General features: G+C 75.8%; 22 protein-coding genes. 8 read left to right on the forward strand and 14 right to left on the reverse strand.

Annotated features, from left to right (window positions below):
• The first annotated feature begins 233 nt into the window (after nucleotides 1-233).
• Nucleotides 234-3056, forward strand: coding sequence for a response regulator (locus ABD823_RS17565; protein ID WP_344860837.1), 2823 nt, complete (start codon nucleotides 234-236; stop codon nucleotides 3054-3056).
• An 87-nt stretch (nucleotides 3057-3143) separates the two neighbouring features.
• Here ABD823_RS17565 and ABD823_RS17570 read toward each other — a convergent pair whose 3' ends face one another.
• The 4 genes from ABD823_RS17570 to ABD823_RS17585 form a co-directional block, all read right to left on the reverse strand.
• Entirely contained in the window at nucleotides 3144-5639 is a 2496-nt protein-coding gene (locus ABD823_RS17570) for a PEP/pyruvate-binding domain-containing protein (protein ID WP_344860838.1), read from the reverse strand.
• Nucleotides 5636-6358: a TetR/AcrR family transcriptional regulator gene (locus tag ABD823_RS17575; protein WP_344860840.1), complete on the reverse strand. Its 723-nt coding sequence runs from the start codon at nucleotides 6356-6358 to the stop codon at nucleotides 5636-5638. The genes ABD823_RS17570 and ABD823_RS17575 overlap by 4 nt, the downstream gene beginning before the upstream one ends.
• A 145-nt stretch (nucleotides 6359-6503) precedes the next feature.
• On the reverse strand, nucleotides 6504-8654 hold the full coding sequence (gene helR / locus ABD823_RS17580) for an RNA polymerase recycling motor ATPase HelR (RefSeq protein WP_344860842.1): 2151 nt from the start codon (nucleotides 8652-8654) through the stop codon (nucleotides 6504-6506).
• A 469-nt stretch (nucleotides 8655-9123) separates the two neighbouring features.
• Complete coding sequence (locus tag ABD823_RS17585; RefSeq protein ID WP_344860843.1) at nucleotides 9124-10362, reverse strand: DUF418 domain-containing protein; 1239 nt, start codon at nucleotides 10360-10362, stop codon at nucleotides 9124-9126.
• A gap of 358 nt (nucleotides 10363-10720) precedes the next feature.
• On the opposite strand from ABD823_RS17585, the gene ABD823_RS17590 reads away from it, so the two are divergent.
• From ABD823_RS17590 to ABD823_RS17600, 3 genes are read left to right on the forward strand one after another with little or no spacing between them, the layout of a single operon-like run.
• The gene (locus ABD823_RS17590) at nucleotides 10721-11296 is read left to right on the forward strand and encodes a hypothetical protein (protein WP_344860845.1); all 576 of its coding nucleotides are present in this window, start codon (nucleotides 10721-10723) and stop codon (nucleotides 11294-11296) included.
• Nucleotides 11297-11334: 38 nt separating this feature from the next.
• On the forward strand, nucleotides 11335-12021 hold the full coding sequence (gene cseB / locus ABD823_RS17595) for a two-component system response regulator CseB (RefSeq protein ID WP_344860846.1): 687 nt from the start codon (nucleotides 11335-11337) through the stop codon (nucleotides 12019-12021).
• Entirely contained in the window at nucleotides 12018-13277 is a 1260-nt protein-coding gene (locus ABD823_RS17600) for a sensor histidine kinase (RefSeq protein ID WP_344860848.1), read from the forward strand. Before cseB ends, ABD823_RS17600 begins: the two co-directional genes overlap by 4 nt.
• 27 nt (nucleotides 13278-13304) lie before the next feature.
• Here ABD823_RS17600 and ABD823_RS17605 read toward each other — a convergent pair whose 3' ends face one another.
• From ABD823_RS17605 to ABD823_RS17615, 3 genes are all read right to left on the reverse strand, one after another.
• Entirely contained in the window at nucleotides 13305-13931 is a 627-nt protein-coding gene (locus tag ABD823_RS17605; protein ID WP_344860849.1) for a DinB family protein, read from the reverse strand.
• Nucleotides 13932-14104: 173 nt separating this feature from the next.
• Entirely contained in the window at nucleotides 14105-14593 is a 489-nt protein-coding gene (locus tag ABD823_RS17610; protein WP_344860851.1) for a cupin domain-containing protein, read from the reverse strand.
• Nucleotides 14594-14682: 89 nt separating this feature from the next.
• Nucleotides 14683-15657 carry a helix-turn-helix transcriptional regulator gene (locus tag ABD823_RS17615; RefSeq protein WP_344860852.1) on the reverse strand — a complete coding sequence of 325 codons (975 nt, stop codon included), beginning with the start codon at nucleotides 15655-15657 and terminating at the stop codon, nucleotides 14683-14685.
• Between the two features lie 87 nt (nucleotides 15658-15744).
• Between ABD823_RS17615 and ABD823_RS17620 the strand changes: the two genes are divergently transcribed.
• Nucleotides 15745-16149 carry a VOC family protein gene (locus ABD823_RS17620; protein ID WP_344860854.1) on the forward strand — a complete coding sequence of 135 codons (405 nt, stop codon included), beginning with the start codon at nucleotides 15745-15747 and terminating at the stop codon, nucleotides 16147-16149.
• A gap of 13 nt (nucleotides 16150-16162) precedes the next feature.
• Here the strand turns inward: ABD823_RS17620 and ABD823_RS17625 are convergent, their stop codons facing one another.
• The gene (locus tag ABD823_RS17625; RefSeq protein ID WP_344860856.1) at nucleotides 16163-17395 is read right to left on the reverse strand and encodes a glycosyltransferase; all 1233 of its coding nucleotides are present in this window, start codon (nucleotides 17393-17395) and stop codon (nucleotides 16163-16165) included.
• 194 nt (nucleotides 17396-17589) lie between these two features.
• Nucleotides 17590-18027 (reverse strand): DoxX family protein, encoded by a 438-nt coding sequence (locus tag ABD823_RS17630; RefSeq protein WP_344860858.1) that lies wholly within the window; start codon nucleotides 18025-18027, stop codon nucleotides 17590-17592.
• Between the two features lie 278 nt (nucleotides 18028-18305).
• Between ABD823_RS17630 and ABD823_RS17635 the strand changes: the two genes are divergently transcribed.
• On the forward strand, nucleotides 18306-18959 hold the full coding sequence (locus ABD823_RS17635) for a helix-turn-helix transcriptional regulator (RefSeq protein WP_344860860.1): 654 nt from the start codon (nucleotides 18306-18308) through the stop codon (nucleotides 18957-18959).
• A 55-nt stretch (nucleotides 18960-19014) separates the two neighbouring features.
• Here ABD823_RS17635 and ABD823_RS17640 read toward each other — a convergent pair whose 3' ends face one another.
• Complete coding sequence (locus tag ABD823_RS17640; protein WP_344860862.1) at nucleotides 19015-19815, reverse strand: helix-turn-helix domain-containing protein; 801 nt, start codon at nucleotides 19813-19815, stop codon at nucleotides 19015-19017.
• Here ABD823_RS17640 and ABD823_RS17645 point away from each other — a divergent pair.
• Nucleotides 19814-20182, forward strand: coding sequence for a DUF4345 domain-containing protein (locus tag ABD823_RS17645; protein WP_344860863.1), 369 nt, complete (start codon nucleotides 19814-19816; stop codon nucleotides 20180-20182). The genes ABD823_RS17640 and ABD823_RS17645 overlap by 2 nt on opposite strands.
• A 90-nt stretch (nucleotides 20183-20272) precedes the next feature.
• On the opposite strand, the gene ABD823_RS17650 is transcribed toward ABD823_RS17645, so the two are convergent.
• The gene (locus ABD823_RS17650; RefSeq protein WP_344860865.1) at nucleotides 20273-20680 is read right to left on the reverse strand and encodes a cupin domain-containing protein; all 408 of its coding nucleotides are present in this window, start codon (nucleotides 20678-20680) and stop codon (nucleotides 20273-20275) included.
• Nucleotides 20681-20732: 52 nt separating this feature from the next.
• Between ABD823_RS17650 and ABD823_RS17655 the strand changes: the two genes are divergently transcribed.
• Complete coding sequence (locus ABD823_RS17655; protein WP_344860866.1) at nucleotides 20733-21725, forward strand: helix-turn-helix domain-containing protein; 993 nt, start codon at nucleotides 20733-20735, stop codon at nucleotides 21723-21725.
• Between the two features lie 44 nt (nucleotides 21726-21769).
• On the opposite strand, the gene ABD823_RS17660 is transcribed toward ABD823_RS17655, so the two are convergent.
• The 3 genes from ABD823_RS17660 to ABD823_RS17670 all read right to left on the reverse strand — a co-directional run bounded on the left by ABD823_RS17660 (nucleotide 21770) and on the right by ABD823_RS17670 (nucleotide 25620).
• Nucleotides 21770-22975: an epoxide hydrolase family protein gene (locus tag ABD823_RS17660; RefSeq protein WP_344860868.1), complete on the reverse strand. Its 1206-nt coding sequence runs from the start codon at nucleotides 22973-22975 to the stop codon at nucleotides 21770-21772.
• A gap of 109 nt (nucleotides 22976-23084) precedes the next feature.
• Nucleotides 23085-23936, reverse strand: a complete 852-nt coding sequence (locus tag ABD823_RS17665; RefSeq protein WP_344860869.1) for a universal stress protein — start codon at nucleotides 23934-23936, stop codon at nucleotides 23085-23087.
• 133 nt (nucleotides 23937-24069) lie between these two features.
• Nucleotides 24070-25620 carry a hypothetical protein gene (locus tag ABD823_RS17670; RefSeq protein ID WP_344860871.1) on the reverse strand — a complete coding sequence of 517 codons (1551 nt, stop codon included), beginning with the start codon at nucleotides 25618-25620 and terminating at the stop codon, nucleotides 24070-24072.
• Nucleotides 25621-25912 lie beyond the last annotated feature (292 nt).

Genomic DNA, 25912 nt, shown 5'->3' on the forward strand with positions numbered 1-25912 from the left:
GGCGCCCCAGAGGGCGGCGAGCCGCCGGGGACCGGCCGGGACGGTACGGCCCGCAGCGACACGTCGTGCAGCCACGCGGCGGCGCCGGCCGCCGCCGCGGTCCTCAACTCCGCCGCCTCCCGGCCGATGACACGGCAGACGATGTCCTTCGTCGGACGCCGGCGCGCGGCTGACCCCTTCCGCCGTGCCGGCGTGTCACCCCCGACCAAGCAGGTGCACAAGGAGACGGCCGCATGACGGCACCCCGCCTGCCGGTCCCGCCGCCCCGGCGCGGCCGCCGTCCTGCCGGACGGGCCGGCCGGTGGACGGTCGCCCGGCTGCTCACGATCGGCTACGTCCTGGCGCTCGGCGCGCTCGTCGTGGTCGGCGCCAGCTCGTACCTGCGCATCGGCGCCCTGCTGCAGCAGGAGGCCAGGGTCGACCACACCTACCGGGTCCTGGCCACCATCCAGGACCTGGACGGCGCGCTGAAGGACGCCGAACGGGGCCAGCGCGGCTACCTGCTCACCGGCCAGGACTCCTACCTCCGCCCCTACGACCGGGCGCTGGAGGAGATCGACACCGCTCTGGCGGCCGTGGCCCGGCTGACCGCCGACAACCCCCGCCAGCAGGCCGCGCTCGCCCGGTTGCGCCGCCCCGTGCGCGACAAGCTCGACGAGCTGGCCCGGACCGTCGCGGTACGGCGTTCGCAGGGCGCCGCCGCCGCCCGGCGGATCGTCCTGACCGGGGACGGCGCGCGCAGCATGGACGAGATCAGTGCCCTGCTGGAGCGCATGGAGGCCGAGGAGAGGCGGCTGCTGGCGGTGCGCGAAGCGGACAGCACCGACCAGGCCGCACGCACCCGCCTGCTCATCGTGTGGGGATCGCTGGGCGCGCTCGTCGTGGTCGGCGCCGGTGCGCGGTGGGCCGTCCGCAAGGTGACGGTCCCGGTCGGGCAGGTCACCGCCGCCGCGCGGCGCGTGGCCGCCGGTGACCTGTCGCGCCCGGCCGAGGTGTCCGGCCTGGCGGAGCTGGAGCAGATGGCCGAGGCGGTCAACGCCTCCGTGCGGGCCATCGCCCGGGCGCGTGACGAGGCGCTGGCCGCCACCGCGGCCAAGTCGGCGTTCCTGGCCACCATGAGCCACGAGATCCGCACCCCCATGAACGCCGTCATCGGCATGACGGACCTGCTGCTGGACACCGGCCTGGACGCCGACCAGCAGCGGCTCGCCACCACGGTGCGCGACAGCGGCGAGGCCCTGATGGTGATCATCAACGACATCCTCGACTTCTCCAAGATCGAGGCCGGCCAGCTCGACCTCGACGACGCGCCGTTCGACGTGCGCGAGTGCCTGGAGGGCGCGCTGGCACTGGTGGCGCTGGCCGCCAGCGACAAGGGCCTGGAGCTCGTCGGACACGTCGAGGCCGGCGTGCCGCGGATCCTGCGCGGGGACGTGACGCGGCTGCGGCAGATCCTGGTCAACCTGCTCAGCAACGCGGTGAAGTTCACCTCGCGCGGGGAGGTCGTGGCCTCCGTCGGCCTGCAGGCGCCGCCGGAGGGCGGGGACGGCCCGATGGTCCTGCGGGTGACCGTCGCCGACACCGGCATCGGCATCCCGGCCGACCGCATGGACCGGCTGTTCCAGTCGTTCAGCCAGGTGGACTCCTCCACCACCCGCCGCTACGGCGGCACCGGTCTGGGCCTGGCCATCAGCCGCCGCCTGGCCAGGGCCATGGGCGGCGACCTGACCGCCGTCAGCGAGGTCGGCGCCGGCTCCACCTTCACCTTGACCGTGCCCGCGACCGGCTGCCCCGACGAGGAGGGCCCCGCGCCGGTCCCGGCCGGCGTGCCGCTGTCCGGCAGGACCGCGCTGATCGTGGACGACAACGCCACCAACCGGCGCGTGCTGAGCCGGCAGCTGAGCGGCTGGGGCATGGACTGCGCCGTCGCCGAGTCCTCCGACGAGGCGCTGGCGCTGGTCGAGGGCGGCCGCGGCTTCGATGTGGCCGTCGTGGACATGCGCATGCCCGGCACCGACGGCGCGCAGCTGGCCCGGCTCCTGCGCGACCTGCCCGGCGGCCGCGTGCTGCAGATCGTGCTGCTGACGAGCGTGGACTGGCGTCCCGCCGCCGGCCAGGCCGCGCTGTTCGACGCGGTGCTGACCAAACCCGCCCGGGCGGCGCTGCTGTACGACACCCTGGCCAAGGTGCTGGCCGCACCGTCCGAGGGCCGGGCGGCGCGCACCGACCGGCTCCCGGACGGTGCGGCCGCGGACCCGCCGTCGCCGCCCCTGCGCGTGCTGCTGGCCGAGGACAACCCGGTCAACCAGCAGGTCGCCCAGCTCATGCTGACCCGGCTCGGCCACCGGGTCGACACCGTCGCCACCGGCGGTGAAGCGGTCGAGGCCGTCCGGCGCACCGCCTACGACGTGGTGCTCATGGACATCCACATGCCGGGCATGGACGGGCTCGAGGCCACCCGGCGGATCCGCGCCGCGGAGCTGCCGGTCCAGCCGCCCGTCGTGGCGATGACCGCCAGCGTCCTGACCGAGGAGCGGGCGGCCTACGGCGCGGCCGGGATGGACGGCTACCTGCCCAAGCCGGTCCGCACCTCCGACCTGCGGGCGGCCCTGGCCGCGGTGGGCTCCGGCGGCGCGTCGCCCCCCGGTCCCGCCGAGGCGGCGTCCGCATCCGCCGGCACGGCGCCCGCGGAGGACCTCGAGGCCGCCGTCCGCCGGCGTCTCGAGGACCTGGCCGATCCCGGGTGCGAACGCGAGCAGGAGATACTGGACCGCGTCCTGGCCTCGTTCCTGGACCGCGCGCCCCGCGTCCTCCACCAGCTCGGCCGGGCCGTCGCCGACGGCGACGCCGCCGCGGTCGAGCAGCGGGCCCACAGCCTGAAGGGATCGGCGGCCAACCTGGGCGCCGCGGCCCTGGCCGAGGTGTGCGCGCGCATCGAGCAGCACGGCAACGCCGGCCGGACGGCCGCCGCCGCCGGGCTGCTGGAGCGGCTGCGGCAGGAGCTCGACCGGGCCTGCCGGGTGCTGGAGGCCGTCGTCGCCGAGCGCGGCGGCTGAGCGGCCGCGGCGACCCGCCGCGCGGCGGGCGTCCGGGCCGCGACCGGCACGCCGGTGGTGCGCGCCCCCGGCCGCGGCGGCACGGCCTCACCCCGTGAGCAGCTCCACCGTCCCGCGCCCGCCGTCCACCCTGATCCTGTCGCCGTCGCGCAGCCTCATGGTGGCGTTGCCGGTGCCCACGACCGCGGGGATGCCCAGCTCCCGGGCCACGATCGAGGCGTGCGACAGCGGCGCGCCCAGGTCGGTGACCACGGCCGCCACGCGCGGGAACAGCGGCGTCCAGCCCACGTTGGTCAGCGTGGTCACCAGGATCTCGCCGGGCCGGAGCCGGTCGCCGTCCTCGGGCCGGGCGACCACTCTGGCGGTCCCCTCCACCACGCCGGGGGCGCCGGGGAAACCGGTCACCGTGTCGCCGACCGGGGCGGCGCCGCCGCGGGCGTCGTGGATGTCGGAGCGCCTGTCCGGGTCGGCGGCCCAGCGGACCGGGTCGAACCGGCCCACGATGAGCACCGGGTACGGCGGCAGCGCCGCGTACATCTCGTACGTCGCCCGCCGTACCGGGACGCGTTCCAGCGGGGCGTCGTCACCGCGCAGCACGGCGAGCAGCTCGTCCAGGTACAGGTGGAACAGGTCGTCGCCGTGACCGGTCAGCTCGCCGGCGCGCAGGACGAAGGCCCGCAGCACCCAGAACACGCGCACGACCTCGGACCGGGCGGACTCGCGGTCGCGCACCACCGCGCTCCAGCGCTTCACCCGGGCCCGCATCGCGGCCTCCCTGCGCGGGTGGCGCCGGGCGAAGCGCGCCCACGCCTCCTGCCTGGCCGCGTCCCTGCGGGCCAGCAGCTCGTCGGCGCCGGTCCGCAGGTCACGCAGGCCGGCGAGCTGGGCGTCGATCCACGCCGGGTCCTCGCCGGGGCGCGGGACGGACACCTCGAACTCGTGCGGGCCGCGGTGGCCGTGGACCGCGGCGAAGGTCTCCCTGGTGATCTCGCCCCTGGCCAGCCTGGCCAGGCCCGTGACGAGCCCGAGGCTGGCCAGCTCGCCGTCGCCGGCGGCGCCGGTCAGCATGGCCTCGGCGTCGCTGTCGCCCACCATCCTGCGCAGCCTGTCCCGGGTGTGGACGAGCGCGGTGCCGCCCTGCCGGGCCGCGGCCTCCAGCATGCGGCAGGCCGTGACCAGATGCGGCTCGACGGCGCCCGGCCACAGATCGGCCAGCTCGGCCGCCGAGGAGGCGGCCCGGATCGCGGCGTGCAGCTCCTCGCAGCGCCGCGGGGCGGCGGCCAGGAACGGGCGCAGGTCCTTGAGGTTCGCCCGGACCCTGCGCTGGATCCGGATCGCCGCGGGCAGCACCGCCTTGATGATCCGCCACCGGGACACGCCGAGCAGCGGCACCTCCAGGCCCGGCGGCAGCCTGCCGAAGACCTGCTCGACCGCGCCGAGCCTGCTCTGTATGCCGAGCGCCCTGGCGGCGGAGACGATGACGCTCATGTTCATGTAGAAGCGGCCGCCGATGTTGCCGACCAGGTCGAAGCCGGGCATCGTCGTCGACGACATGGCCTCGTTGATGAACAGGCGGACGAACGACCAGGTGATCGGGGTCATCACGTCGGGGATGGCCTCGCCGAGGTTGCCCGCGGTCCACAGGTGGTCGCCCTTGAGGCTGTCGTTCCACTCCTCCGTCGGCGGCCTGAGGCCGGTGATCGGGCGGGCCTGCAGGACGGTGAACGCGCCCTCGCGCCTGGCCCACTCCACGTCCATGGGCGTGCCGTACAGCTCCTGCACGCGCGCTCCCAGTCCGGCCAGGGCCACCGCCTGCGCCCCGGTGAGGACGGGGACGCGGCGCATGCCGTCGGGGACGGGCTCCTCGCGGGTGCCGCCGGGGGCGCGGACGGTCATGACGCTCTTGTCGCCGGTCCGCTCCTCGACGACCGCGCCGCCGGACACGACGATCGTGTCAGGGGTGACCCGGCCGCCGACCACGCTCTCACCGAGCCCCCAGGAGGCGTTGATCACGGTCCTGCCGCGGTCGCCCGTGACGGGGTCGGCGGTGAACATGACGCCCGCCGCGTCGGCGTCCACCAGTTCCTGGACCACGACGGCCAGGGCGACGCCGGCGTGCGGCACGCCGTTGCGGTCGCGGTAGGCGATGGCGCGGGCGTTCCAGAGCGAGGCCCAGCAGCGCCTGACCGCCTCGACCAGCCCTTCTGCCCTGATGTTGAGGTAGGTGTCCTGCTGCCCCGCGAAGGACATGCCGGGCAGGTCCTCGGCGGTGGCCGACGAGCGCACGGCCACGGTGACGTCCTCGCCCAGCGCGGCGTGCGCGGCGCGGATCTCGGCGGCGATCGGCTCGGGCACCTCGCGCGCGGCGAACAGGGCCGCGATCCGCGCGGCGTCGCCCGCCGAGGCCGCGGCGAGGACCTCCTCGCGGATGTCCGCCGTGAACGCGCGGTAGGCGCCGGTGGTGATGTGGAAGCCGCCGGGGACGGGCAGGCCCGCCCTGGTGAGGGCGGCCAGGGAGGCGCCCTTCCCGCCGACCGCCGCGAGGTCGGCGGCGGCGTCGCCGAGAGGGATGACGACCTTCACATCGCACCTCCGTGAAGGGGGCTCAGGGAGTCGTCCAGCTTCCGCTGCGCGAGCTCCTCGACCGCGTCGAGGTAGCCGAGGGTGGCCTGCCCGACCCGGCGGGCGGCGTCCTCGGGCAGTGCCCGCCCGGTCGCGGTGGCGCGCTCGACGGTGTCGGCGAGCAGGGCGGCGACCCGTTCGTCCGCCGGGGGCCCGCCCGGCAGCAGCCCGGGTGTCACCAGGAAGCCGTACAGCACCGAGCCGATCACCAGGGCGTGGTCGCCCGACAGGTCTCTGACCGCGCCCAGCCGGGTCAGCTCGGCGTAGTAGTCGTCCAACGCCGTGCTCGAATCCAGCGCGCCCGGGCCGCGCCGCTTCTGCCCGACGAGCTTGCCGAGCACCTCGGAGTCGCCGGCCACGAGCGCCCTGAGCAGCGGGCGGCGCAGCAGCGCGGCCGCCAGCGCGGCGAACAGGTCGCGCGGCGTGTGCGGCGCGCTGCGCCGTACCTCCGCCAGCATCCGCACCCGCTCGCGGCGCAGCAGCGCGGTGAAGAGCGCCTCGCGCGTCTTCCAGTGCAGGTAGATCGTGCCCTTGGCGACCCCGGCCTGCCGGGCCACGTCGTCGATCGTCGTCTTGTCGTAGCCCCAGCGCAGGATCAGCTCGGCGGCGGCGTCGAGGATCCTGTGCGCCCGCTCCGCCCGCTGCGCCGGGTCCCGGGGCGGTCGTCCGGCCTTGCTCATCCGCCTCATCTCCAATGTTTGACTGGATGAGCATATCCGGTCATTAAATTGATGAGCAAGGCCGTCGCCCGCCGCGGCCCGGCGGACGACGGCCCGCCGGCTCCCCGCAGGCCCCTTCCTGCGGGACCGGGTCCGCGGATCGGCGTCAGCGCGGACGGGTGAGGATGACGAGCTGCCGGGTCGCCCGGGTCATGGCGACATAGCGGTCGACCGCTCCCTCGACGCCGTCGCCGAACCTCTCCGGGTCGACGAGCACGACCAGGTCGAACTCGAGCCCCTTGGCCAGCTCCGGGGTGAGCGACCGGACCCGGGGCGTCTCCTGGAAGGCGGGGTCGCCGATGACGCACGCGGTCCCCTCGGCGTGCGCGGCCAGCCAGGCGTCGAGGACCGCGCCCAGCTCCGAGACGGACCCGTGCACGACGGGGACGCCGCTGCGGCGGACGGAGGTCGGCACGTTGGCGTCCGGCAGCGCGGCTCGGATGACCGGCTCGGCCTCCGCCATCACCTCCTCCGGCGTGCGGTAGTTGACGCTCAGGGAGGCCAGGCTGATCCGGTCGAGACCGATCCGCTCGAGCCGTTCCCGCCACGACTCGGTGAACCCGCGCCGGGCCTGGGCGCGGTCCCCGACGATGGTGAAGCTCCGGGACGGGCAGCGCAGCAGCAGCATCTGCCACTCCGCGTCGGTGAGCTCCTGGGCCTCGTCCACCACGATGTGCGCGAACGGGCCGGCGAGCCGGTCCGGATCGGCGCCGGGCAGCGCGGCCTCGTCGACCAGGGTGCTCCGCATGTCCTCGCCGCGGAGCATCGACATCACGAGCATCTCGGAGTCGTCGGCCTCGATCAGGTCGTCGATGACCCGCTCCATGCGCTCGCGCTGGGCGGCGACGGCGGCCTCCTGCCGGCGCCTGCGCCGTGACGCCTGCGGATCCCCGAGCCGCTGCCGCGCCGCGTCCAGCAGCGGCAGGTCGGACACCGTCCAGGCATGGGCGTCGGCGCGCTGCAGCCTGCGGACCTCCTCGGGGCCGAGCCAGGGAGCGCACATCCGCAGGTAGGCGGGTACGGTCCACAGGTCTCCGACGAGGTCGGCCGCCTCGATCAGCGGCCACGCGCGGTTGAGGGCCGTCAGCAGCTCCCTGTCCTGCAGCAGCGACCTGCGCAGCAGATGGGCCGGCACGTCGTCGCCGTGCTTGTCCGCCAGGATCGTCAGCAGCTCCTCCCAGATCCGGTCCCGCGCCTCGTTGTGCGGCGTGCCGGGTTCCGGCGCCGCGAACGCCTCCGCCCAGTCGTCCGCCTCCAGCCGGACATCGGACCAGTGGGTCGTGACCGTCATCGCCTCGGCCGGCGGGTTCTCGTAGAACCTGACGGCCGTCTCGATCGCCCTCACCATGTCCGCTGACGACTTCAGGCGGGCCACCTCCGGGTCGGCCTCGACCGTCGCCGAGGCCCCCTCGGCGACGAGGTCCCGCAGGGTGCAGGTCTGCACGCCCTCCTCCCCGAGGCTGGGCAGGACGTCGGCGACGTAGGCCAGGTACGGCTGGTGCGGGCCGACGAACAGCACACCGCCCCGGTGGTGGCCGAGACGGGGGTCGGAGTACAGCAGGTAGGCGGCGCGGTGCAGCGCGACGACGGTCTTGCCCGTGCCCGGGCCGCCGTCGACGACGAGAGCGCCGCGGGATCCCGCGCGGATGACGGCGTCCTGGTCGGTCTGGATGGTGCCGAGCACGTCCCGCATCCGCGCCGACCGGCTGCCGCCCAGAGTGGCGATGAAGGCGGACTGGTCGTCGAGGGCGGCGTGCCCTTCGAGCCCGTCCGGGGTGAACACCTCGTCCCAGTAGTCGCTGATCCGCCCGCGCGTCCAGCGGTACCTGCGGCGGCTCGCCAGCCCCATCGGGTCGGCGTGGGTCGCCCCGAAGAACGGCTCGGCCGCCGGAGAGCGCCAGTCGATCAGCAGCCGGCGGCCCGTGCCGTCCGTGAGGCCGAGCCGCCCGACGTACACGGGCTCGGAGCCGTCCGCGCCGACCATGCGCCCCAGGCACAGGTCCAGGCCGAAACGGCGCAGCGTGCGCAGGCGGGCGGTCAGCCGGTGGATCTCCATGTCCCGGTCCAGCACCTGCCGGCCCACGCCGCCGGGTGCCCTGCGCTCGGCGTCGAGGCGCTCGGACAGCTCGGCGATCGCCCCCTTCAGGCTCTCGGCGACGGCCGCCAAGTGCCGCTCGTCGTCGGCGATCAGCTTCGGGTCGGCCTTGGCGGAGAGGCGGCCGGGCAGGTCGAACACACCGGTGGTCAGGGGCTTCACGTGATGGGCTCCGATCTGGGGGGTGCTTGCGCCGCCGCGCGCGGCGAGGTCCGCGGGCCGGCGCGTCGGGCCCGGCGCGGGCCCCGCGGCCGCCGCCCCGGCGGCACCCGCGCGCACGGGCATGCGCCGGCGACAGCACCCGCATCCCCCGTTTCCGCAGGTATCCGGTCTCGGCCGACGATTGTGCGGCACGACCCGGGTCTTGCCGCAAGCCCCCCGGTGCGCTATAGGTTGAAAGTGGAAAGGAGTGGCTCGTCCCCTTTCCCCTCTCCGTCCGCGGCGGACGGCCTCCCGGTGAGGCACACCGGTGAGGCACACCGGTGAGGCACACCGGCCGGCGGCGCCGTACGCGCCGGCGCGGCCCCGGCGCCGCGTACGGCGGCGGGCACGCGGCGAGCCGCCCGGGGTCCGGACTCCTCCCGGACCGGGGACGGCTCGTCACCGGAAGCGGCACCGGGCACGGCACGTGTCATGAGCCCCCGCGGCCGGTGCCGCGGGCCGGCACGGCCAGCACGGCCGCGCGGTGCACCAGCCATTCCAGCGGCCCGCGCCGGATCCGGCGCAGCCACAGCGGGGAGAAGGCCAACGCGAAGACGGCCATCGCCGCGAACAGCGTGAAGGCGTAGGGCGGGTCGCCCGCCGCCCGCTCGATGACGATCTGGTGGGCCGCGTACCAGGTCAGCGCCATGCTTCCCGCGGCGGTCAGCGGCCGCAGGACCCGCCGCGGACCGGGCCGCTCCAGCAGCGCGAGCGACCCCGCCATCAGCAGCAGCCCGACACCGGTCATCATCGGGGCCATCGGGACGCTCAGCCCGTACAGCTGGTGCGGCGGCAGGGCCAGCACCGACGCCCACGGCTGCACCATCGGCCCGTCCGCGGAGGCCGTCATCGCCGCCAGCGCCCGCCCGGCGCCCAGCGGACCGAGCGCGAACCACGACACCAGCCAGGAGACGGCGACGAGCAGCGCACCGGCGGCGGCCATCCGCCGCCGCACCGCGGGGCCGCGCAGGTCCAGCCGGCCGATGGCCAGCCCCGCCAGCAGCAGCGGCACCGCGTAGGGCGTCTGGAAGCCGCCGCCCATCAGCAGCCCGTGCAGCGCGGCCGGCCAGTCCTGCGGGTGCACCAGCAGCGCGAGCCCGGTGACGGGCGGCTCGGCGCCGGGGCGCATCGGGGAGATGGCCCAGGTGCCGCCGTGGTTCATCACGACGAAGGAGAAGACGGGCAGCACGGCGCCTGCGGCGCCCGCCGCGGCCAGCAGCGTGCCCGGGCGCAGCCGTACCAGCGGCAGCAGCATCAGCAGCCACAGCGCGTAGAACTGGAGGATCGACACCCCGCCGCCGGACAGCTGGTCCACGCACAGGCTGATCAGAAGCAGCATGGCGGCGCGTACCGCGAGCCGCTTCCTGGCCACCGACAGCCGCCCGCCGGACAGCGGCTGCGACGCGCCGGTCATCAACGCCACCGAGACGCCCGCCATCAGCACGAACAGGCTCATCGACCGGCCGCTGACGACGCCTTCCACCCACCCCAGCACGGCCGGCTTGTCCTGGTACGGAGCCGCGCTCAGCCACCCGGTCGGGCTGACGTGCATGTAGACCATGCCCAGGACCGCCAGCGCCCGGACGGCGTCCAGACCCGGCAACCGCCCCCGCGGGGGCCGGGTCCCGGCCGCGGCGGCGCCCACCGCGGCGTCCACCGTGGAGTCCACCGCGGCGTCCTGCCGAGTGCGTACGGGGCGGTTCTCCCCGTCCGGCCCGCCGGCCGTTCCCGGCGGGCCGGCGAAAACGCGGGCGGGTATTCCCCGGCCGTCCGGCGGAAAATCCGGAAACCCGCCCGGATTCACCGCGGAAATGCGCGGAAACGGCTCCTTCCGGAGCGGGGCGGCCGCCGGAGGCGGATGGGATGCGGCCTTCCACGGCCCTTCCGAAAGGTTTCCCGCTGCTTCTTCGTGTTCCATGGCCGCCACGTTAAAGACGGCGGTCGTCGATTACCTTCCGGTTTCCCATCGGATATCCGGCGGTCATCCATAGATTCTGTAACAATGCGCGGCGGGTATTATCGGCGGCATGTCGCCGAAAAGACCGCTCGCCGCGGGCGGGATCCTGCTGGCCGGGCTCGCGCTGCTGGTGCCGGCCGGGTGCGGGCTCGATCCCCAGGTGCGCGTGGAGCGCCCGGCCGGGCGCGGCTCGCCCGCGCCGGCGCCGGCGCAGACGGCCACCGGCGTCCCCTCCGACGTCGACGGCCTGCGGGTGCTGCGCGCCGACCCGCGGATGGGCACGGAGGTCGTCTCCGCGATCGAACGGTGCGAGGGCGGCCGGTTCCCGGTCTACGCCGACGAGATCTCCCTGACCGGGGACGCCGGCAGCGCCCGCCTGCTGGTGGTCACCGTCTTCACGTGCCCGGGCCGCAGCTGCGGATACGAGGGCACACGCGGCACGTACGTCTACCGGCTCGAAGGGGACCGTCCGGGCGGGCGCGTCTACGCCCACGAGGGGGCCGGCAGCCGCGTCGAGGTCCAGGACGGGGCGCTGGTCCTGGTACGGCCCGAATACCTGCCCGACGACGACGCCTCCTGCCCGACCGCCACGCGCACGACGCCGCTGCGCTGGACCGGCGGCACGCTCGTGCCGGCCGGCGCGTGAGGCGGGGCGAGGGCACGCCGAGGGGACGAGGAGAGGACATGGACACCGCCGAGAGCGCGCACGTGCTGTTCGTCGAGGACGACGAGGTGATCCGCGAGGTGACGCGCCTGGCCCTGGAGCGCGACGGGTTCACCGTCACGACCGCCGCCGACGGGCCGGAGGGACTGGAGGCCTTCCGCACCCGCACCCCCGACGTCGCGCTGCTGGACGTGATGCTGCCCGGCATGAACGGGGTGAGCCTGTGCCGCCGCATCCGCGCCGAGAGCCTCATCCCGGTGATCATGCTGTCGGCGCGCGACGACGCCGTCGACATCGTCGTCGGCCTGGAGGCCGGCGCGGACGACTACGTGACCAAGCCCTTCGACGGCTCGGTGCTGCTGGCGCGCATCCGCGCGGTGCTGCGCCGTACCGCGCGGGGCGCGCCGTCCGCCCCGGCGCTGCGCTTCGGAGACGTGGAGATCGACGTCGACGGCGTACAGGTGTCGCGCGGCGGCAGGCCCGTGGCGCTGACCCCGACCGAGATGAGGCTGCTGCTGCGCTTCGCCGAGTCGCCCGGCACCGTGCTCAGCAGGGACGTGCTGCTGGAGAGCGTCTGGGACTACGCCTGCGGCGGCGACTCCCGGGTCGCCGACATCCACGTGCAGCGGCTGCGCAACAAGATCGGCGCCGACCGGATCGAGACCGTGCGCGGTTTCGGCTACAAGCTGCGCGCGGACCACGGATGAGGTCCGCGCGCGCCGCGGGCCCGCGGCGGGCGGTGAGTCTGCGGTGGAAGATCAGCGCCGTCATCGCCGCGGTGAGCATCCTGGTGGCGGCGGCGCTGAGCGTCATCGTCCACGTCACCTACGCCCGCCGGCAGGCCGACGACGCCCGCCGCCTGCAGGCCGAACGCGTCGAGCTGCTGCTGCGGGAGTACCGGCGCAGCGGCCAGGCGGTGTTCGGCGGCCGGCTGGACGACCCGGCGCTGCCGCCGGACCTGCGCGCGGCCGTGCGCGGCGGCGCGGTCGCCACGGCGCTGCGCCGCACGGGCGAGGGCACCTTCGTCTGGGCGGCGGCCGGCGTCGACGGCCGCGTCCTGTCCCTGCGCTCGGACTACCGGCACCGACTCGACGACCTGGCCGCGCTGGACCGCGTCCTGCTGCTGGGGTCCGCCGCGGTCGTCGCCTGCGGCGGCCTGGCCGGCATCGCCATCGGCGCGCGGCTGTCACGGCGGCTGCGCCGCGCCGCGGCCGCAGCCAGCCGGGTCACCGCAGGCGACCGCACCGTCCGGGTCGGCGCCGCGGTCGGCGGCCGCTCCCACGACGAGGCCGCCGAGCTCGCCCACGCCGTGGACGCGATGGCCGAGGCCCTGCAGGCCCGGCTGGAGGCCGAGCGCCGGGTCACCGCCGACATCGCCCACGAGTTGCGCACCCCGCTGACCGGCCTCACCACGGCCGCCGAACTCCTGCCGCCCGGCCGGATGACCGAACTCGTCCAGGGCCGGATCCGGGTCCTGCGCGCCCTCGTCGAGGACGTCCTGGAGGTGGCCAGGCTCGACACGGCCACCGAGCGCCCCGAGCTGTCCGACATCGCCCTGGGCCGGTTCGTCTCGCGCCGGGCGACGGCGCTGGCGCCCGGCGCGCACGTCCGCGTCCGCACCGACACCGTCGTGGCCACCGACCCGCGCCGCCTGGAGCGCATCCTGGCCAACCTGCTCGCCAACGCCGTACGGCACGGCGCCGAGCCGGTCACCGTCGAGGTGGACGGCACCCGCATCGCCGTCCACGACCGGGGCCCGGGCTTCCCCGGCGACCTGCTGCGCGACGGGCCCGCCCGTTTCCGCAAGGGCGGCGACCGCACAACCGGCGGCCACGGCCTGGGCCTGACCATCGCCGCCGGTCAGGCCGCCGTGCTGGGCGCCCGCCTCACCTTCGCCAACCCGCCCGGCGGCGGCGCGCTGGCCACGCTGGACCTTCCGCCCGCGCGCCCCTGCCCCGCCTGAGCCCGCCGGGCGCCTCGCGCCGCCCGGTCAGGTCGCCTTCCTGCCGTCGAGCGCCTCGCGCAGGATGTCGGCGTGCCCGGTGTGCTGGGCGGTCTCGGCGATGACGTGCATCAGCACCCGCCGCACGCTGCGCACCTCCCCCGGCGCGTTCCAGGGCGCCTCCGGCATCGGATACGTCGCCGACAGGTCGGGGACGGCCGCGACGATCTCCTCGCTGCGGGCGGCGACCCGCTCGTAGCGCTCCAGGATCCCGGCCAGCGTCTCGCCGGGCAGCATCCGGAAGTCGCCTTCGTGGTCGATCATCCACTGCGGGATCTCGCGTGCGGTGCCGGCCTCGATGTCGGCCCAGGTGACACCGTCGGGCAGGTCGAAGTTCATCGCCGACGGGCCTTCGAGCACGAAGCGCATCCATCCCTCCTCCATGGACGCGACGTGCTTGATCAGTCCGCCCAGGCACAGCGCGCTGACCGTCGGGCGCTCACCGAGCTGCTCGTCGCCGAGCCCTTCGACGGTGCCGATCAGGGTGGAGCGCGCGTCCGCGAGCGCGGCGAGCAGCTCGGCCCGCTCGGCGTCGAGGGCCGGGGAGGAGGCTGCGGGGGATGCGGTGGTGGTGGTCACGGTGTTCGGGTCCTTCGCGTCGTCGTTGTCTGGCACACGACGACGATCGCAGGGGAACAGGTCAGGCGGTGGCCGCTTCTGCGGGCGATCTCGGCGCCGCGCCGGGGACGGCGACCCGGCTCCCGATCCGGCTCGATCCGCGGCCGCGCGGGCCGTCCGCGACGCGGGCCGTGCGCGCGGGCCGCGTCGCGGGTCCCGGAGCCGGGCCTTCAGACCCAGAAGGTGTCGTGGCGGATGTAGAAGGCGGCCAGCTCCTCGTCGCCGGGGCGGCCGGAGACGGCGAACTCCGCCAGACCCTCGAAGTAGCCCTCCCGGGGCGCGCCCGGGGCGAAGTGCAGCAGCATCGACGCGGGCTCGCCCGACTCGTTGCGGAAGCCGTGCACGCCCCCCTCGGGGACGTGCACGAAGTCGCCGGGCCGGGTGTCGATCCAGCGGGTGCCGTCGTAGATGCGCACCGTCCCGGTGAGGATGTAGAACGACTCGGAGATCGACCGGTGGAAGTGCGGGTCGGGGCCGCTCGGCTCCGGTCCCATCTCCCAGCGGTAGAGACCGAACCGCCCGCCGGTGGAGGCGCCCGTCGCCAGATAGTGCACGGTGGTGCCGGAGCGGTAGGTCAGCTCGGGCGCGTGGTCCGCGGGGCGGTGAGTCGCGTTGATCTCGCCGCCGTCGCCGGAGTAGACCGGATCTGGATACGTCATGATCCCGCACCTTATCGGGCGGCCGCCGGCGCCCCGCCACGCCGCGCGACGGTGACGGCGCCGCCCCCCGCTCCGGCGCCGGCCGCGCCTCAGCCGCCGGCGCCGTGGCGGGCGACGAGCTCGGCCCCGATGCGGGCGAGCTCGCCGCGGACGGAGGACGGCTCGACGACCTCGATCAGCGCGCCCCAGCCGGCGAGGTGGCGGGCGATGTCCAAAGGGGTCGGGGCGGCCAGCCGGACCCGGACGCGCCCCCGACCGGTCCCGTCCCCGGTCCCGCCGCCGGGTTCGCCGTCGATGCGGCAGTGCCGGCCGAACTGGTCGCGCAGGACCGGCACGAACCGCTCCTCGACGAGCACGGTCGCCCGGGTGCGGGAGCGGTACCGCTCGATCTCCTCGACGACCTCCCGCCAGGCCGCGGCGAGGGTGAAGCCGTCGGGGCGCCCGGCGGGCTCATCCGTCATCTCGGCCCCGGTGATCCGGTCGACGCGGAAGGTCCTCCTCCCCCGGTCGGTCCCGGCCAGCAGGTACCAGACGCCGTCCTTGTCGACCAGGCCCCACGGGTCGACCAGCCGCCGCGCCGCCTGCCGGCCGCGCCCGGCGTAGGTGAGGCGGACCCGGCGGCGGCCGACCACGGCACTCTGCAGCAGGTCGACCGCCGCGGGCCGAAAGCGGTCGCGCGCGCCCCAGCCCGCGGAGTCGACCACCGTGGCCGCGGCGGCGGCCTCGGCGTCGTCCCGGAAGGTGCGGGGCAGCGCCCGCACGAGTTTGCGCAGCGCCGCCCCGGCCTCGGCGGAGACGGCCGCGGCGGGGCCGACGAGCAGGAACAGGGCCTGCGCCTCGGCCGCCGTCAGACCGGACAGGTCGGTCCGGGCACCGCCGACCAGGGACCAGCCGCCGCCGCGCCCGGGCTGCGGATACACCGGGACGCCCGCCGCCGACAGCGCCTCCAGGTCCCGGCGGGCGGTGGCGACGGACACCTCCAGCTCGGCGGCCAGCTCGGCCGCGGTCACCCGGCCGCGGGACTGCATCAGCAGCAGGACGGCCACGAGACGGTCAGCGCGCATGGCCCGCATTCTCCAGCAAAGTGCTCAGAAGATGAGCACTTTGCAGCGGAGCATGGAAGACGTCACCCACCGGAAAGGGAACCACCCATGCTGCGAGGCCTCACCACCGTCAGTCTCTTCGCCGACGACGTCACCGCCGCCGCCCGCTGGTACGCCGAGGTGCTGGGCGTCGAGCCGTACTTCACGCGCCCGGTGGACGGGCCGCCGGCCTACGTCGAGTTCCGCGTCGGCGACTACCTGCACGAGCTCGGCATCGTCGACCGCCGCTTCGCGCCGCACCCCCGCTCCGAGGCGGCCGGCGGCGCGGTGGCCTACTGGCACGTCGACGACGTCCAGGCCGCCTTCGAGCGGCTGCTGTCCCTGGGCGCCACGGTGCACGACGAGCCGGTCGAGCGCGGCCCCGGTTTCGTCACCGCCTCCGTGGTCGACCCCTTCGGCAACGTCCTCGGCGTCATGTACAACCGGCACTACCTCGAGGTCCTGGACCGCTGACGCGCTTTCCGGGTCACGCCGCCGGGTCCGCGGCCGCCAGGCGCTCGGCGGCGGCCCGGGCGCCGTCGGTGCGCACCCGCGCGGCGACGGCCCGGGCGCGCAGCGCCACCTCGGGCCGCAGCGCGTGGCGCAGCGCCGCGGCCAGCGACTCCCCGGTCGGTACGGCGGGCGGGTGCGCGGCCCCGATCCCCAGCCGGTGGACCCGCTGCGCCCAGTAGTGCTGGTCGTAGACCTGGGGGATGACGACCTGGGGCGTGCCCGCTCGCGCCGCCGCGGTCGTGGTGCCCGCGCCGCCGTGGTGGACGACGGCGGCCACCTTCGGGAAGAGCGCCTGCTGGTTGACCTCCCCGACGGACAGGCAGTCGGGCCCGTCGTCCACCGGGGCCAGCCCGGCCCACCCGCGCAGCACGATCGCCCGGCGCCCGAGCGCGCGGGCCGAGCCGATCAGCGTCCGGGCCAGGTCCTGCGGCACCCGCATGCTGCCGAAGCCGAAGCAGACGGGCGGCTCGCCGTCTTCGAGGAAGGCCGCCAGCTCGGCGGGCAGGGGGCGTCCGTCCGGCAGGATCCAGGCGCCCGTCTGCACGACGCCGGAGCCGTCGGGCCCGGGCCAGGGCCCCAGGGTCGGGTCGGCGGCCAGCCAGGGCCGGTCGGTGAGGATGTGGCCGCGCACGTCACCGGCCGGGGGCAGCCCGATCGACGCCCGGTGGGCGTCGAGCGCGGCGCCGAACATGTCGTTGAAGTGCGCGGCGTCGCGGGCCCACAGGGCGCGGTTGCCGGCCGTCTCGGGCGCCGGCGGCCGTCCCGGCACGGGCAGCGGCGGCGGCGCGTGGTGGGGCGAGGGCAGCACCGCCGGGCAGTAGGCGGCGAACACGTAGGGGATGCCCATCGCCTCCGCCACCGAGCGGGCGGCCACCTGCAGGGCCGTCGCGGCCACGATGACGTCGCAGCCCTCGGCCGCCGCCGTGACCGTCTCGAACTGGGCGGCGACCGTGGCCCGCGCCGCCCGGCGCAGCTGCTCGGGCGAGGGAGGGGCGGGCGGAGCCTGCGGGTCGGCCGGGCGGGCGGCGGCCGCGCGCAGTCCGGGGCCGACGGGCACGACGGGGATGCCGAGCCCGTCGATCCATTCACGGAAGTCGGGCGGTACGCACATGCGGACCTCGTGGCCGAGGTGCCGCAGTTCCGAGGCGAGCGCCACCAGGGGCTGGACGTCGCCACGCGACCCGATGGTGGACAGCAGCACACGCATGTGGGATCCCTCCGTGAAGGCTCGGGCCACGGCCGGCCGGCCGTGCGGTGGAGGTGAGCGCGCGCGGGCGTGCGCCCCGGCGTTCTTCCGTCCCGGGCCCGCTCACGGCCCCCGATTCTGCGGGAGCACCGGGGCCTTGCCGCAAGCCCCCCTCGCCGCTGTACGGTGAAGGTGGCGGGCGCGGGCCCGCCGGGTCAGGCGCCCAGCCGCGAGCGCGGCGCACCGCCGTGCCCGTGCCCCCTGCGCAGGAGCGCGTCGAGCGCCCACGGGCCCGGGCCGAGCACCGCGATCAGGAAGAACGACCAGCAGAACAGCGCCGCGAGCTCGCCGCCGTTGCGCAAAGGCAGCAGGTGCTCGGGCTGGTGCACCACGAAGTACGCGTACGCCATCGAGCCGGAGCACAGCAGCGCGCCGACGCGGGTGAACAGCCCGGCGAGCACGAGCGCCCCGAAGACGAGCTGGATGAGCGCGGCCCACCAGCCCGGCCAGGCGCCGAACGCGACGGCCTGGCCCGTGCCGCGGTTGCCGCCGAAGACGCCGAACATCGACGCCAGCCCGTGGAAGGCGAACAGCAGGCCGATCACCGCGCGGAAGAGCGCGAGCACCGGTCCGCGGAGCCGGTCGAGCTTCATCGGATCTCCTTTCGTCGGATCTGTTGTCTGCGCCGAGGAGCCGCTCGCCGCCGGGAAGCGGCGCCGCCGGCCCTCCGGTGATCCGGCGGGCCGCGCGGGCGGGGCCGTCCGGCCCCGCCCGCCCGCCCATCGCCGGAGGCGGCCGGCGCGGACCGCGCCGGAGGGACGCCGCCTCCGGCGCCGCCATTTCCGCCAACCGCCGTGCTCAATATTCCGCCCGCCCCTAATTACGTCAACCGCAATTGGCGAAATTTGACGGCTCGGCTACGGTGAACCCCATGGACACGACGCCGGACGATCTCGAAGTGCTCGGCCTGCTGGCCGAACCGCAGCGGGCACGCCTGTACGAGTTCCTGACCGCCCACGGGCCGTGCACCCGCCAGGAGATCTGCCAGGCCCTCGACATGGGACGGACCCTCGTCGCCTTCCACCTGCACAAACTCGAACAGGCCCACCTCGTCACCGCGGTCGACGAACCGGCCGGCACCGGCCGCCGCGGCCGCCCCGCCCAGCGCTACCGCGCCACCCGGCGCGAGCTGAGCGCCTCCCTGCCGCCGCGCCGCTACGAACTGCTCGCCGAGATCCTCCTGCACGCGGCGCGCGAGCACCGGCCGCCCGAGCCGTTCACCGACGCCGCCACCCGCGTGGCCGTACGGCGGGGCCGGCGGCTGGCGGCCGAGCGGCCCGAACCCGACGCCCTGTGGGACCTGCTGGCACGGCTCGGCTACGAGCCCGCCGCCGACGGGCCGTCCGTACTGCTGACGAACTGCCCGTTCCAGCGGATGCGCGCGGTCGACACCGAACTGGTCTGCGCGATCAACGCCGCCCTGGCCCGCGGCTGCCTCGAAGGCCTGCGGGCGTCCGGGCGCCTGACCGTCCGGACGCGGCCCTGCCCCGACAACTGCTGCGTCGTCATCGACCCCGCCGCCTAGCCCCCCGGCGACGCTCCGGGCCCGGCGACACGGCCCGCACCCGCGGCGGCACCGCTCACCCCGCCGCCCCGCTGCCGCCCGGCGGCCCCTCCTGCGGCCGGACGATCGTGACGCCGGCGGCGAGCAGACGGCTGGGCCGCAGGCCGAACATGCGGTGGAAGGCGTCGCTGAAGTGGGAGGGGGTCGCGAACCCCGCCCCGGTGGCGGCCGTGGTGAGGTCGCCGCCGTCGGCGAGGAACTCGGCGACCCGCAGCATCCGCGCCCACAGGCGGTAGCGGCGGAAGCTGGTGCCGGTGCAGGCGGCGAACAGGTGCAGGAAACGCGAGACCGACAGACCGCACCCGTCGGCCAGTTCACCCGCCGAGACGGTCCGGTGCGTCTGACTCCGCAGCACCCCGGCCGCCCACCCGATGCGGGGATCACAGCGGCCGGCACCCGGCGGCGCCGCCGCATCCAGCCAGTCGTGGCCGGGCTCGATCCGCAACAACCTCCGCTGGTGGCGATGGTGCAGGCCCAGCACGCCGTCACCGCCGGTCATCAGCCCCGCGCAGCTCGAACCGCGAAAGGACGCCGCGTCGAGATAGCAGAAGACCATGCGCCCCCGCGCCACCAGCCGGTGCCTGACGCGGGGGGCGATCAGGGCGCTGCGGGCCGTACGGGCCGGACGCCCCGGGATGTCCACGGTGAACGCCTCGTCCAGGCCGACGGCCAGGCAGGCCACCGACCCCGAATGCGCACGCAGTTCGAACGAGGGACCGGCGTACAGCGCCCGGCCGGGCCCCAGCCACAGCGTCGCCGGCGCGCAGCACGTTCGTGGAAGCGCCTGCGGAACCCGCCGGGCGACCATCTGCGTCATGTTCGTCATCCTCCTCGCCGCCCTGTTCTTCCTGGCAATGGGCGTCTACGGCCTGCTCATGCCCGCGGGGCTCATCCGGCCGTTCCGGATGAGCGCCGACACCCCCGACGCCCGCACCGAGATCCGCGCCGTGTACGGCGGCTTCGGCGTGGCCATGGCCGCCGTGCTGGCACTGGCGGCGGCCGACGCCGGGCACCTCGGGCGCGGAGCGGTCATGACCGTCGCCGCGGCGCTGCTGGGCATGGCGATCGGGCGCCTGGCCGCCCGCGCGGTCGAGCGGCCGTCGGCGTTCTACCCGAGCTGGCTGTACTTCTGGATCGAGCTGGTGATCGCCGCCGCGCTGCTGGCCGTCACCCGCAGCCCTTGAAAACGGCCACCCCGGCCGGCTGCGGCCCTCACCGCCGACCGCCGCGATCCGGCCCCCTCGCGCCGGGGAGCCGACCACCGCACGGCCCGGTCAATCCCGGCCGAGCTCGTGCCCCGTCGTCGCATCGACGTGGCCGGGCACCTCGTCGTGGCGGTCGCCGACGCTCAAGGTGCCGGTGGGCTCGAACATCAGGATCGCCGCGCCGCGCGGAGCGTACGGCCGGTGCTCGACGCCCCGCGGCACGGTGAAGACCGCGCCCCGCGGCAACCGGACCGTGCGCTCCCCCGCGGCCTCGCGCAGCGAGATGCACAGCTCCCCGTCGAGCACCAGGAAGAACTCGTCGGTGCCGTCATGGGCGTGCCACACGTGCTCACCCGCGACCTTCGCCACGCGCACGTCGTAGTCGTTGACCCGCGCGACGATGCGCGGGCTCCACAGGGCCTCGAAGGAGGCCAGGGCCTCGGCCAGGGCGATGGGCTCATCGCGTCCACTGCTCATGGACCGATCATCACCGCTCGGCCCCGGCCGCAGCGAGTGCTACAAATCGCATATGCAGCAAGGATCCTCGCACACCTCCCGCACGGCGGCCCCGCACCGGGTCGTCGTGATCGTGGACGAGAACTCCAACCCCTTCGAACTCGGCTGCGCCACCGAGGTGTTCGGCCTGCGCAGGCCCGAGCTCGGCCGCGACCTGTACGACTTCCGGCTCTGCTCACCGCAGCCACGCACCCCGATGCGCGACGGGTTCTTCACCCTCACCGCAGTCGCGGGCCTGGAGGCCGCCGAGACCGCCGACACCCTGATCGTCCCCAACCGCCCCGACGTCGACGCACCACGCCGCCCGGCCGTGCTGGAGGCCGTACGGCGGGCACACGCACGCGGCGCGCGCCTGGTCGGCTTCTGCAGCGGCGCCTTCACCCTGGCCGAGGCCGGGGTGCTCGACGGACGCCGGGCCACCGCGCACTGGCAGTGGGCCGACGCCTTCCGGGCCCGCTTCCCGGCCGTCCGCCTCGAACCCGACGTACTGTTCGTCGACGACGGCGACATCCTCACCGCCGCCGGCAGCGCCGCCGCGCTCGACCTCGGCCTGCACATCGTCCGACGCGACCACGGCGCCGAGGTCGCCAACTCCGTCAGCCGCCGACTGGTGTTCGCCGCGCACCGCGACGGCGGACAGCGGCAGTTCGTCGAACGCCCCGTGCCCGACGTGCCGGACGAGTCCCTGGCCCCCGTCCTGGCCTGGGCGCAGCAGCGGCTGGACCGCCCGCTGACGGTGGCCGGCCTCGCCGCGCGCGCCGCGGTCAGCCCGGCGACGCTGCACCGCCGCTTCCGGGCGCAGCTGGGCACGACGCCGCTGGCGTGGCTGACCGCCGAACGGCTCACCCTGGCGTGCCGGCTGATCGAGCTCGGCGAGACGCGCCTGGAGGTGGTCGCCCGCCGCAGCGGACTGGGCACCGCCGCCAACCTGCGCGCGGTGATGCGCCGCGGGACCGGGCTGACCCCGCTGGCCTACCGCCGCAGGTTCGGCCCGGCCGCGCCCTGACCGGCCGCGGCCGCCGCACCGCGCGCGGGTCCGCGGCCGCCGCTTCAGCGCACCCTCCCGAAGAACGCGCGCACGTCCTCGACCAGCGCCTGCGGCTCCTCCATCGCCAGGAAGTGACCGCCCCGGCCCAGCTCCCTCCAGTGCACCACCTCATGGTCACGCTCGGCCCAGCGCCGGACGGTGACGTCGTGGGCGGAGACCAGCACGCCGGTCGGCACCGTCCCGCGCGCGGCCGACGCCCAGCCGCCCTCCCCGTCCTGCCCCGCCGCGGCGTCCCCGCCGTCCCGCCCCCCGCTCCAGGCGTCCGCCGACACCTCCTCGTAGTAGATCTGCGCCGACGACCCGGCCGTGCCCGTCAGCCAGTACAGCGAGACACCGGTCAGGATGCGGTCGCGCCCGACGCTGTCCTCCGGCAGCCCCTCCTCCGGGTAGGTGAGCTCCTTGAACTTCTCCACGATCCAGGCCAGCTGCCCGACCGGCGAGTCGTGCAGACCGTAGGCCACCGTCTGCGGCCGCTTGGAGTTGCACTGCAGGTAGCCGTCGTTGAAGTCCTGCATCGCCTGCCAGCGCCGCCGCTCGACCTGCGACAGGCCCTCCATCTCGCCCTCCTGCCCGGCCGGGAAGGTCACCAGGGCGTTGACGTGGACCCCGGCGACCCGATCGGGCGCCCGCCTGCCCATCTCCGGCCCCACCCACGCGCCGGCGTCGTAGCCCTGCACGCCGTAGCGCCCGTACCCCAGCCGGGACATCAGCTCCACCAGCAGAGCGGCCATCCGCGCGACGTTCATGCCCGGCCCGGCCAGCGGCGTGGAGAACCCGAAGCCCGGCAGCGACGGGATCACCAGGTGGAAGGCGTCGGCCGCCTCTCCGCCGTGCGCCCGCGGGTCCGACAGCGGCCCGATGACGTCGAGGAAGTCCGTGACCCCGCCCGGCCAGCCGTGCAGCAGCACCAGCGGCAGCGCGTCCGGCTCGGGCGAGCGCACATGCAGGAAATGGACGTTCTGCCCGTCGATCGCGGCCAGGTACTGCGGGTAGCCGTTGAGCACCGCCTCGTGCGCCCGCCAGTCGTAGCCGGTGCGCCAGTACTCGGCCAGCTCCCTCAGGTAGCCCACCGGCACCCCCCGGCTCCAGCCCACCCCCGGCAGCTCGTCCGGCCAGCGCGTGTTCGCCAGCCGGGCGCGCAGGTCGTCCAGCTGCGCCTGCGGGATGTCGATGCGGAAAGGACGGATGTCACCTCGCGGATTCGTCATGCCCGCGACCCTAGGATCCGCTAAGGTCAGAACCTGACCTGAGCACCCGGCGGCCCGGACGCCCCGGCCCGGCACGGCCGTCGCCGCGACCGCGTACGCGCGCCCCGGGTCACGACCGCACGACCGCCACCGGGCAGCGGGCGTGGTGCAGGACGCCGCGGCTGACCGAGCCCAGCAGCACCGCCCCGACCGCGCCGCGCCCGTGAGAGCCCACCACCACCAGGTCGGCCCCGCCGGACACCTCGCCCAGCGCCTCCACCGGATGCGCCTGCCGGACGTCCTCCACCAACTGCACCCGCGGGTACCTCTCCCGCCACGCCCGGAGCCTGCCCTCGGCCACGCGCCGCTGCTCGGCCCGGATCCCGTCCAGGTCGTAGACGATCTCCGGCGCGAAGGCGTGCGCCGGCAGCTGCCAGGCGTAGACCGCCCGCAGCACCGCGCCGCGCAGCGCCGCCTGCTCGAAGGCGTAGGCCAGCGCCGGCTCGCACGCCGGCGAGTCGTCGAACCCCACGGCGACCTCACCGCGCACCGACGGCGGCACGGACCGCACCACCACCACCGGGCGGTGCACGTGCCCGGCCACGTGCATGCTCACCGAGCCGAGCACCGCTCCCGCGAACCCGCCCAGCCCCCGGCTGCCGATCACCAGCGCGGCGGCCGCCTCCGCCTGCTCGCGCAGCACCACCGCCGGCGCCCCTTGCAGCACCCGGGTGGTGACCTCCAGGCCCGGCCGGCGCCGCAGCGCGGCCGCCTCCGCCTGGGCCAGGACCTTCTCCGCCGCCCGGTTCAGCGTGTCGGGCAGATCCGGACGGGGGAAGCGGACGATCTCGTACGGCCAGCGCTCCACGGCGCAGACCACGCGCAGCGGCACCCCCCTGCGGGAGGCGTCGTCGGCCGCCCACTCCACGGCCGCCGTCCCGGCGGGCGACCCGTCCGTGCCCGCGACGATGATCTGCTCCACCGCTCCTCCTTCTCCCCCTCCATCCCACCCCCGCCGCCCGCGCCCGCGCCAGACCGTACGCCCCCGCCCCGCGCCGCGAACGGCGCCGAGGCCCCGCAGGAGGGACCGGCGGCGGGGCCCGGACGGGCCCGCCTCAGTCGTCCCAGGCGGGCGAGAACCGCGCCTTCCACCCGCCCGGCAGCCGCACCGTGCGCCAGGAGGCGCTGAAGCGGGGCGGCCGCGCCCCGGAGTAGACCACCAGCAGCCGCTCACCGGCCTCCAGCGCCTGCCGCACCCGCACCGGCGGCCGCCGGTGGAACCCCCGGGCCAGCCCCTGCGACCGGCAGCCCAGCAGATAGCCGATCTGCACCCCCGACTGCCCGTAGACCATGCACGGCCCCCGCACGCCCAGGCGCCGCAGCTCCTCCACCGCCAGCCCCACCCGCTCCCGGCTCTCGAACGCGATGGCCGACATGCGGTACGCGTAACCGCCCTGCAGCACGAAGTGCGCCAGCAGGCCCGCACCCGCGAACACCACCGCCGCCCGCCGCAGCGGCGCCCGGCCCCACCGCACCAGCGCGATCACCCCCGCGGCGACCGGCAGCGCCGCCAGCGCGTACGCCGGCATGAGGAACCGCGGCGCCGCGTACCCGACATAGAACAGGTACGGCGCCGCGACCGCCACCGCCAGCACCGCCGCCAGCAGCAGCGGCCCGGGACCGCGCCGCTCCCGCCGGGCCGCGTACAGGCCGAACGCCCCCACCAGCGGAATCGCCAGCCACCACACCAGCGCCACGACCGAAACCGGCCCGCAGTCGGTACCCCACCGGCACAGCGACGGCCCGTCCAGCGCACGGGCGTGCTCGACCACCGACAGCGCCGGCCCCGTCAGGTTCGCCTCCCCGGCGGCACGCATCCGGGCGGCCGCACCGCCGTAGCGCACCACCGCCTCCACCAGCCACTCGCCCCAGCCGGCGGCCAGCCCCGCCGCGACCGCCGCGCACTCCCGCCACCGGCGCGGCCGCGCCACCAGCGCCGCGACCACCAGCACCGCCGCCACGACCAGCGCGTCCGACGGCCGCACCAGCGCCACGAACGCCGTCACCGCCGCCAGCGCCGCCGCCGTCGCCCACCCGCGGCCCGGCAGGCACAGCAGGCCCGCGGCCGCCACCGCGCCGAGCGCCACGTACAGGTTCGGCATGACCTCGTTGCCGTAGAACAGCGACAGCCAGCAACCGGAGAACAGCAGCGCGGCCAGCGGCGCCGTGTACCCCGGCCGCACCCGCGTCCACACGCCGAAGGCCGCCAGCAGCCCCAGCGACGACAGCGCCGTCATGTACAACCGCAGCACCACCACCGAATCGGTCAGCGCCGTCACCGGCGCCACCAGCAGCGGCATGCCCTGCGCGCGCGGCGCGCTGAACTCCGCCGGCGGCGCGTGCCCGGAGAACTGGCTGGCGTAGATCGCCTCGTCCCAGCCGATCCCCATCCGCGCCGAGACGATCGTCAGCTGCGCCACCGCGTACACCGCGGCGACCAGGCCGAGCGCCGCGACCGGGCCCGGCAGCCCGCCGCGCGCCCTCCCGGACGGCGGCCGGCGGCGGGCGGGCCCGCGCGCGGGACCACCCGGCGCCGCCACCCGGCCCGGCCGCGCCGCCGGGCGCTCCTCCAGAACGCCGTCCTGCCCGGCCTCCGACGCCGCCATGCCCGCCTCCCCTGGGTCCTGCCCGTCCTTCCCTCGGCCCGGACCCCGGCGTCCCCGGGGGAGACGTACGGCGCAGCGGACGACGGGGTGGCCCGGCCGCAGGTGCGATACCCGGGCCCGGCCGTCCGCATGGCCCGGCCCGCGCCAAGGTTCCCCCCGGAAAAGACCCCGGCCCCTTCTCCCCGGGGGCACGGGGAGGCGAGGACACCCCCGCCGCGCACCGGCGCGCCGCGCGCCCGGGCACGCGGCGCGCCAGTACCTGCCCCCTGGAATCTCGTCCCAGATATGGGAT

The organism is Planomonospora alba (assembly GCF_039534085.1).
GTDB classification, from domain to species: domain Bacteria; phylum Actinomycetota; class Actinomycetes; order Streptosporangiales; family Streptosporangiaceae; genus Planomonospora_B; species Planomonospora_B alba.

Coding starts and splice junctions, on each gene's coding strand:
- ABD823_RS17640 (WP_344860862.1), bottom strand. CDS start 19,815: ATGACGCAGATGGTCGCCCGGCGGGTTCCGCAGGCGCTTCCACGAACG.
- ABD823_RS17655 (WP_344860866.1), top strand. CDS start 20,733: ATGCAGCAAGGATCCTCGCACACCTCCCGCACGGCGGCCCCGCACCGG.
- ABD823_RS17650 (WP_344860865.1), bottom strand. CDS start 20,680: ATGAGCAGTGGACGCGATGAGCCCATCGCCCTGGCCGAGGCCCTGGCC.
- ABD823_RS17600 (WP_344860848.1), top strand. CDS start 12,018: ATGAGGTCCGCGCGCGCCGCGGGCCCGCGGCGGGCGGTGAGTCTGCGG.
- ABD823_RS17635 (WP_344860860.1), top strand. CDS start 18,306: ATGGACACGACGCCGGACGATCTCGAAGTGCTCGGCCTGCTGGCCGAA.
- ABD823_RS17590 (WP_344860845.1), top strand. CDS start 10,721: ATGTCGCCGAAAAGACCGCTCGCCGCGGGCGGGATCCTGCTGGCCGGG.
- ABD823_RS17575 (WP_344860840.1), bottom strand. CDS start 6,358: ATGAGCAAGGCCGGACGACCGCCCCGGGACCCGGCGCAGCGGGCGGAG.
- ABD823_RS17620 (WP_344860854.1), top strand. CDS start 15,745: ATGCTGCGAGGCCTCACCACCGTCAGTCTCTTCGCCGACGACGTCACC.
- ABD823_RS17645 (WP_344860863.1), top strand. CDS start 19,814: ATGTTCGTCATCCTCCTCGCCGCCCTGTTCTTCCTGGCAATGGGCGTC.
- ABD823_RS17625 (WP_344860856.1), bottom strand. CDS start 17,395: ATGCGTGTGCTGCTGTCCACCATCGGGTCGCGTGGCGACGTCCAGCCC.
- ABD823_RS17670 (WP_344860871.1), bottom strand. CDS start 25,620: ATGGCGGCGTCGGAGGCCGGGCAGGACGGCGTTCTGGAGGAGCGCCCG.
- ABD823_RS17630 (WP_344860858.1), bottom strand. CDS start 18,027: ATGAAGCTCGACCGGCTCCGCGGACCGGTGCTCGCGCTCTTCCGCGCG.
- ABD823_RS17615 (WP_344860852.1), bottom strand. CDS start 15,657: ATGCGCGCTGACCGTCTCGTGGCCGTCCTGCTGCTGATGCAGTCCCGC.
- ABD823_RS17660 (WP_344860868.1), bottom strand. CDS start 22,975: ATGACGAATCCGCGAGGTGACATCCGTCCTTTCCGCATCGACATCCCG.
- cseB (WP_344860846.1), top strand. CDS start 11,335: ATGGACACCGCCGAGAGCGCGCACGTGCTGTTCGTCGAGGACGACGAG.
- ABD823_RS17610 (WP_344860851.1), bottom strand. CDS start 14,593: ATGACGTATCCAGATCCGGTCTACTCCGGCGACGGCGGCGAGATCAAC.
- ABD823_RS17565 (WP_344860837.1), top strand. CDS start 234: ATGACGGCACCCCGCCTGCCGGTCCCGCCGCCCCGGCGCGGCCGCCGT.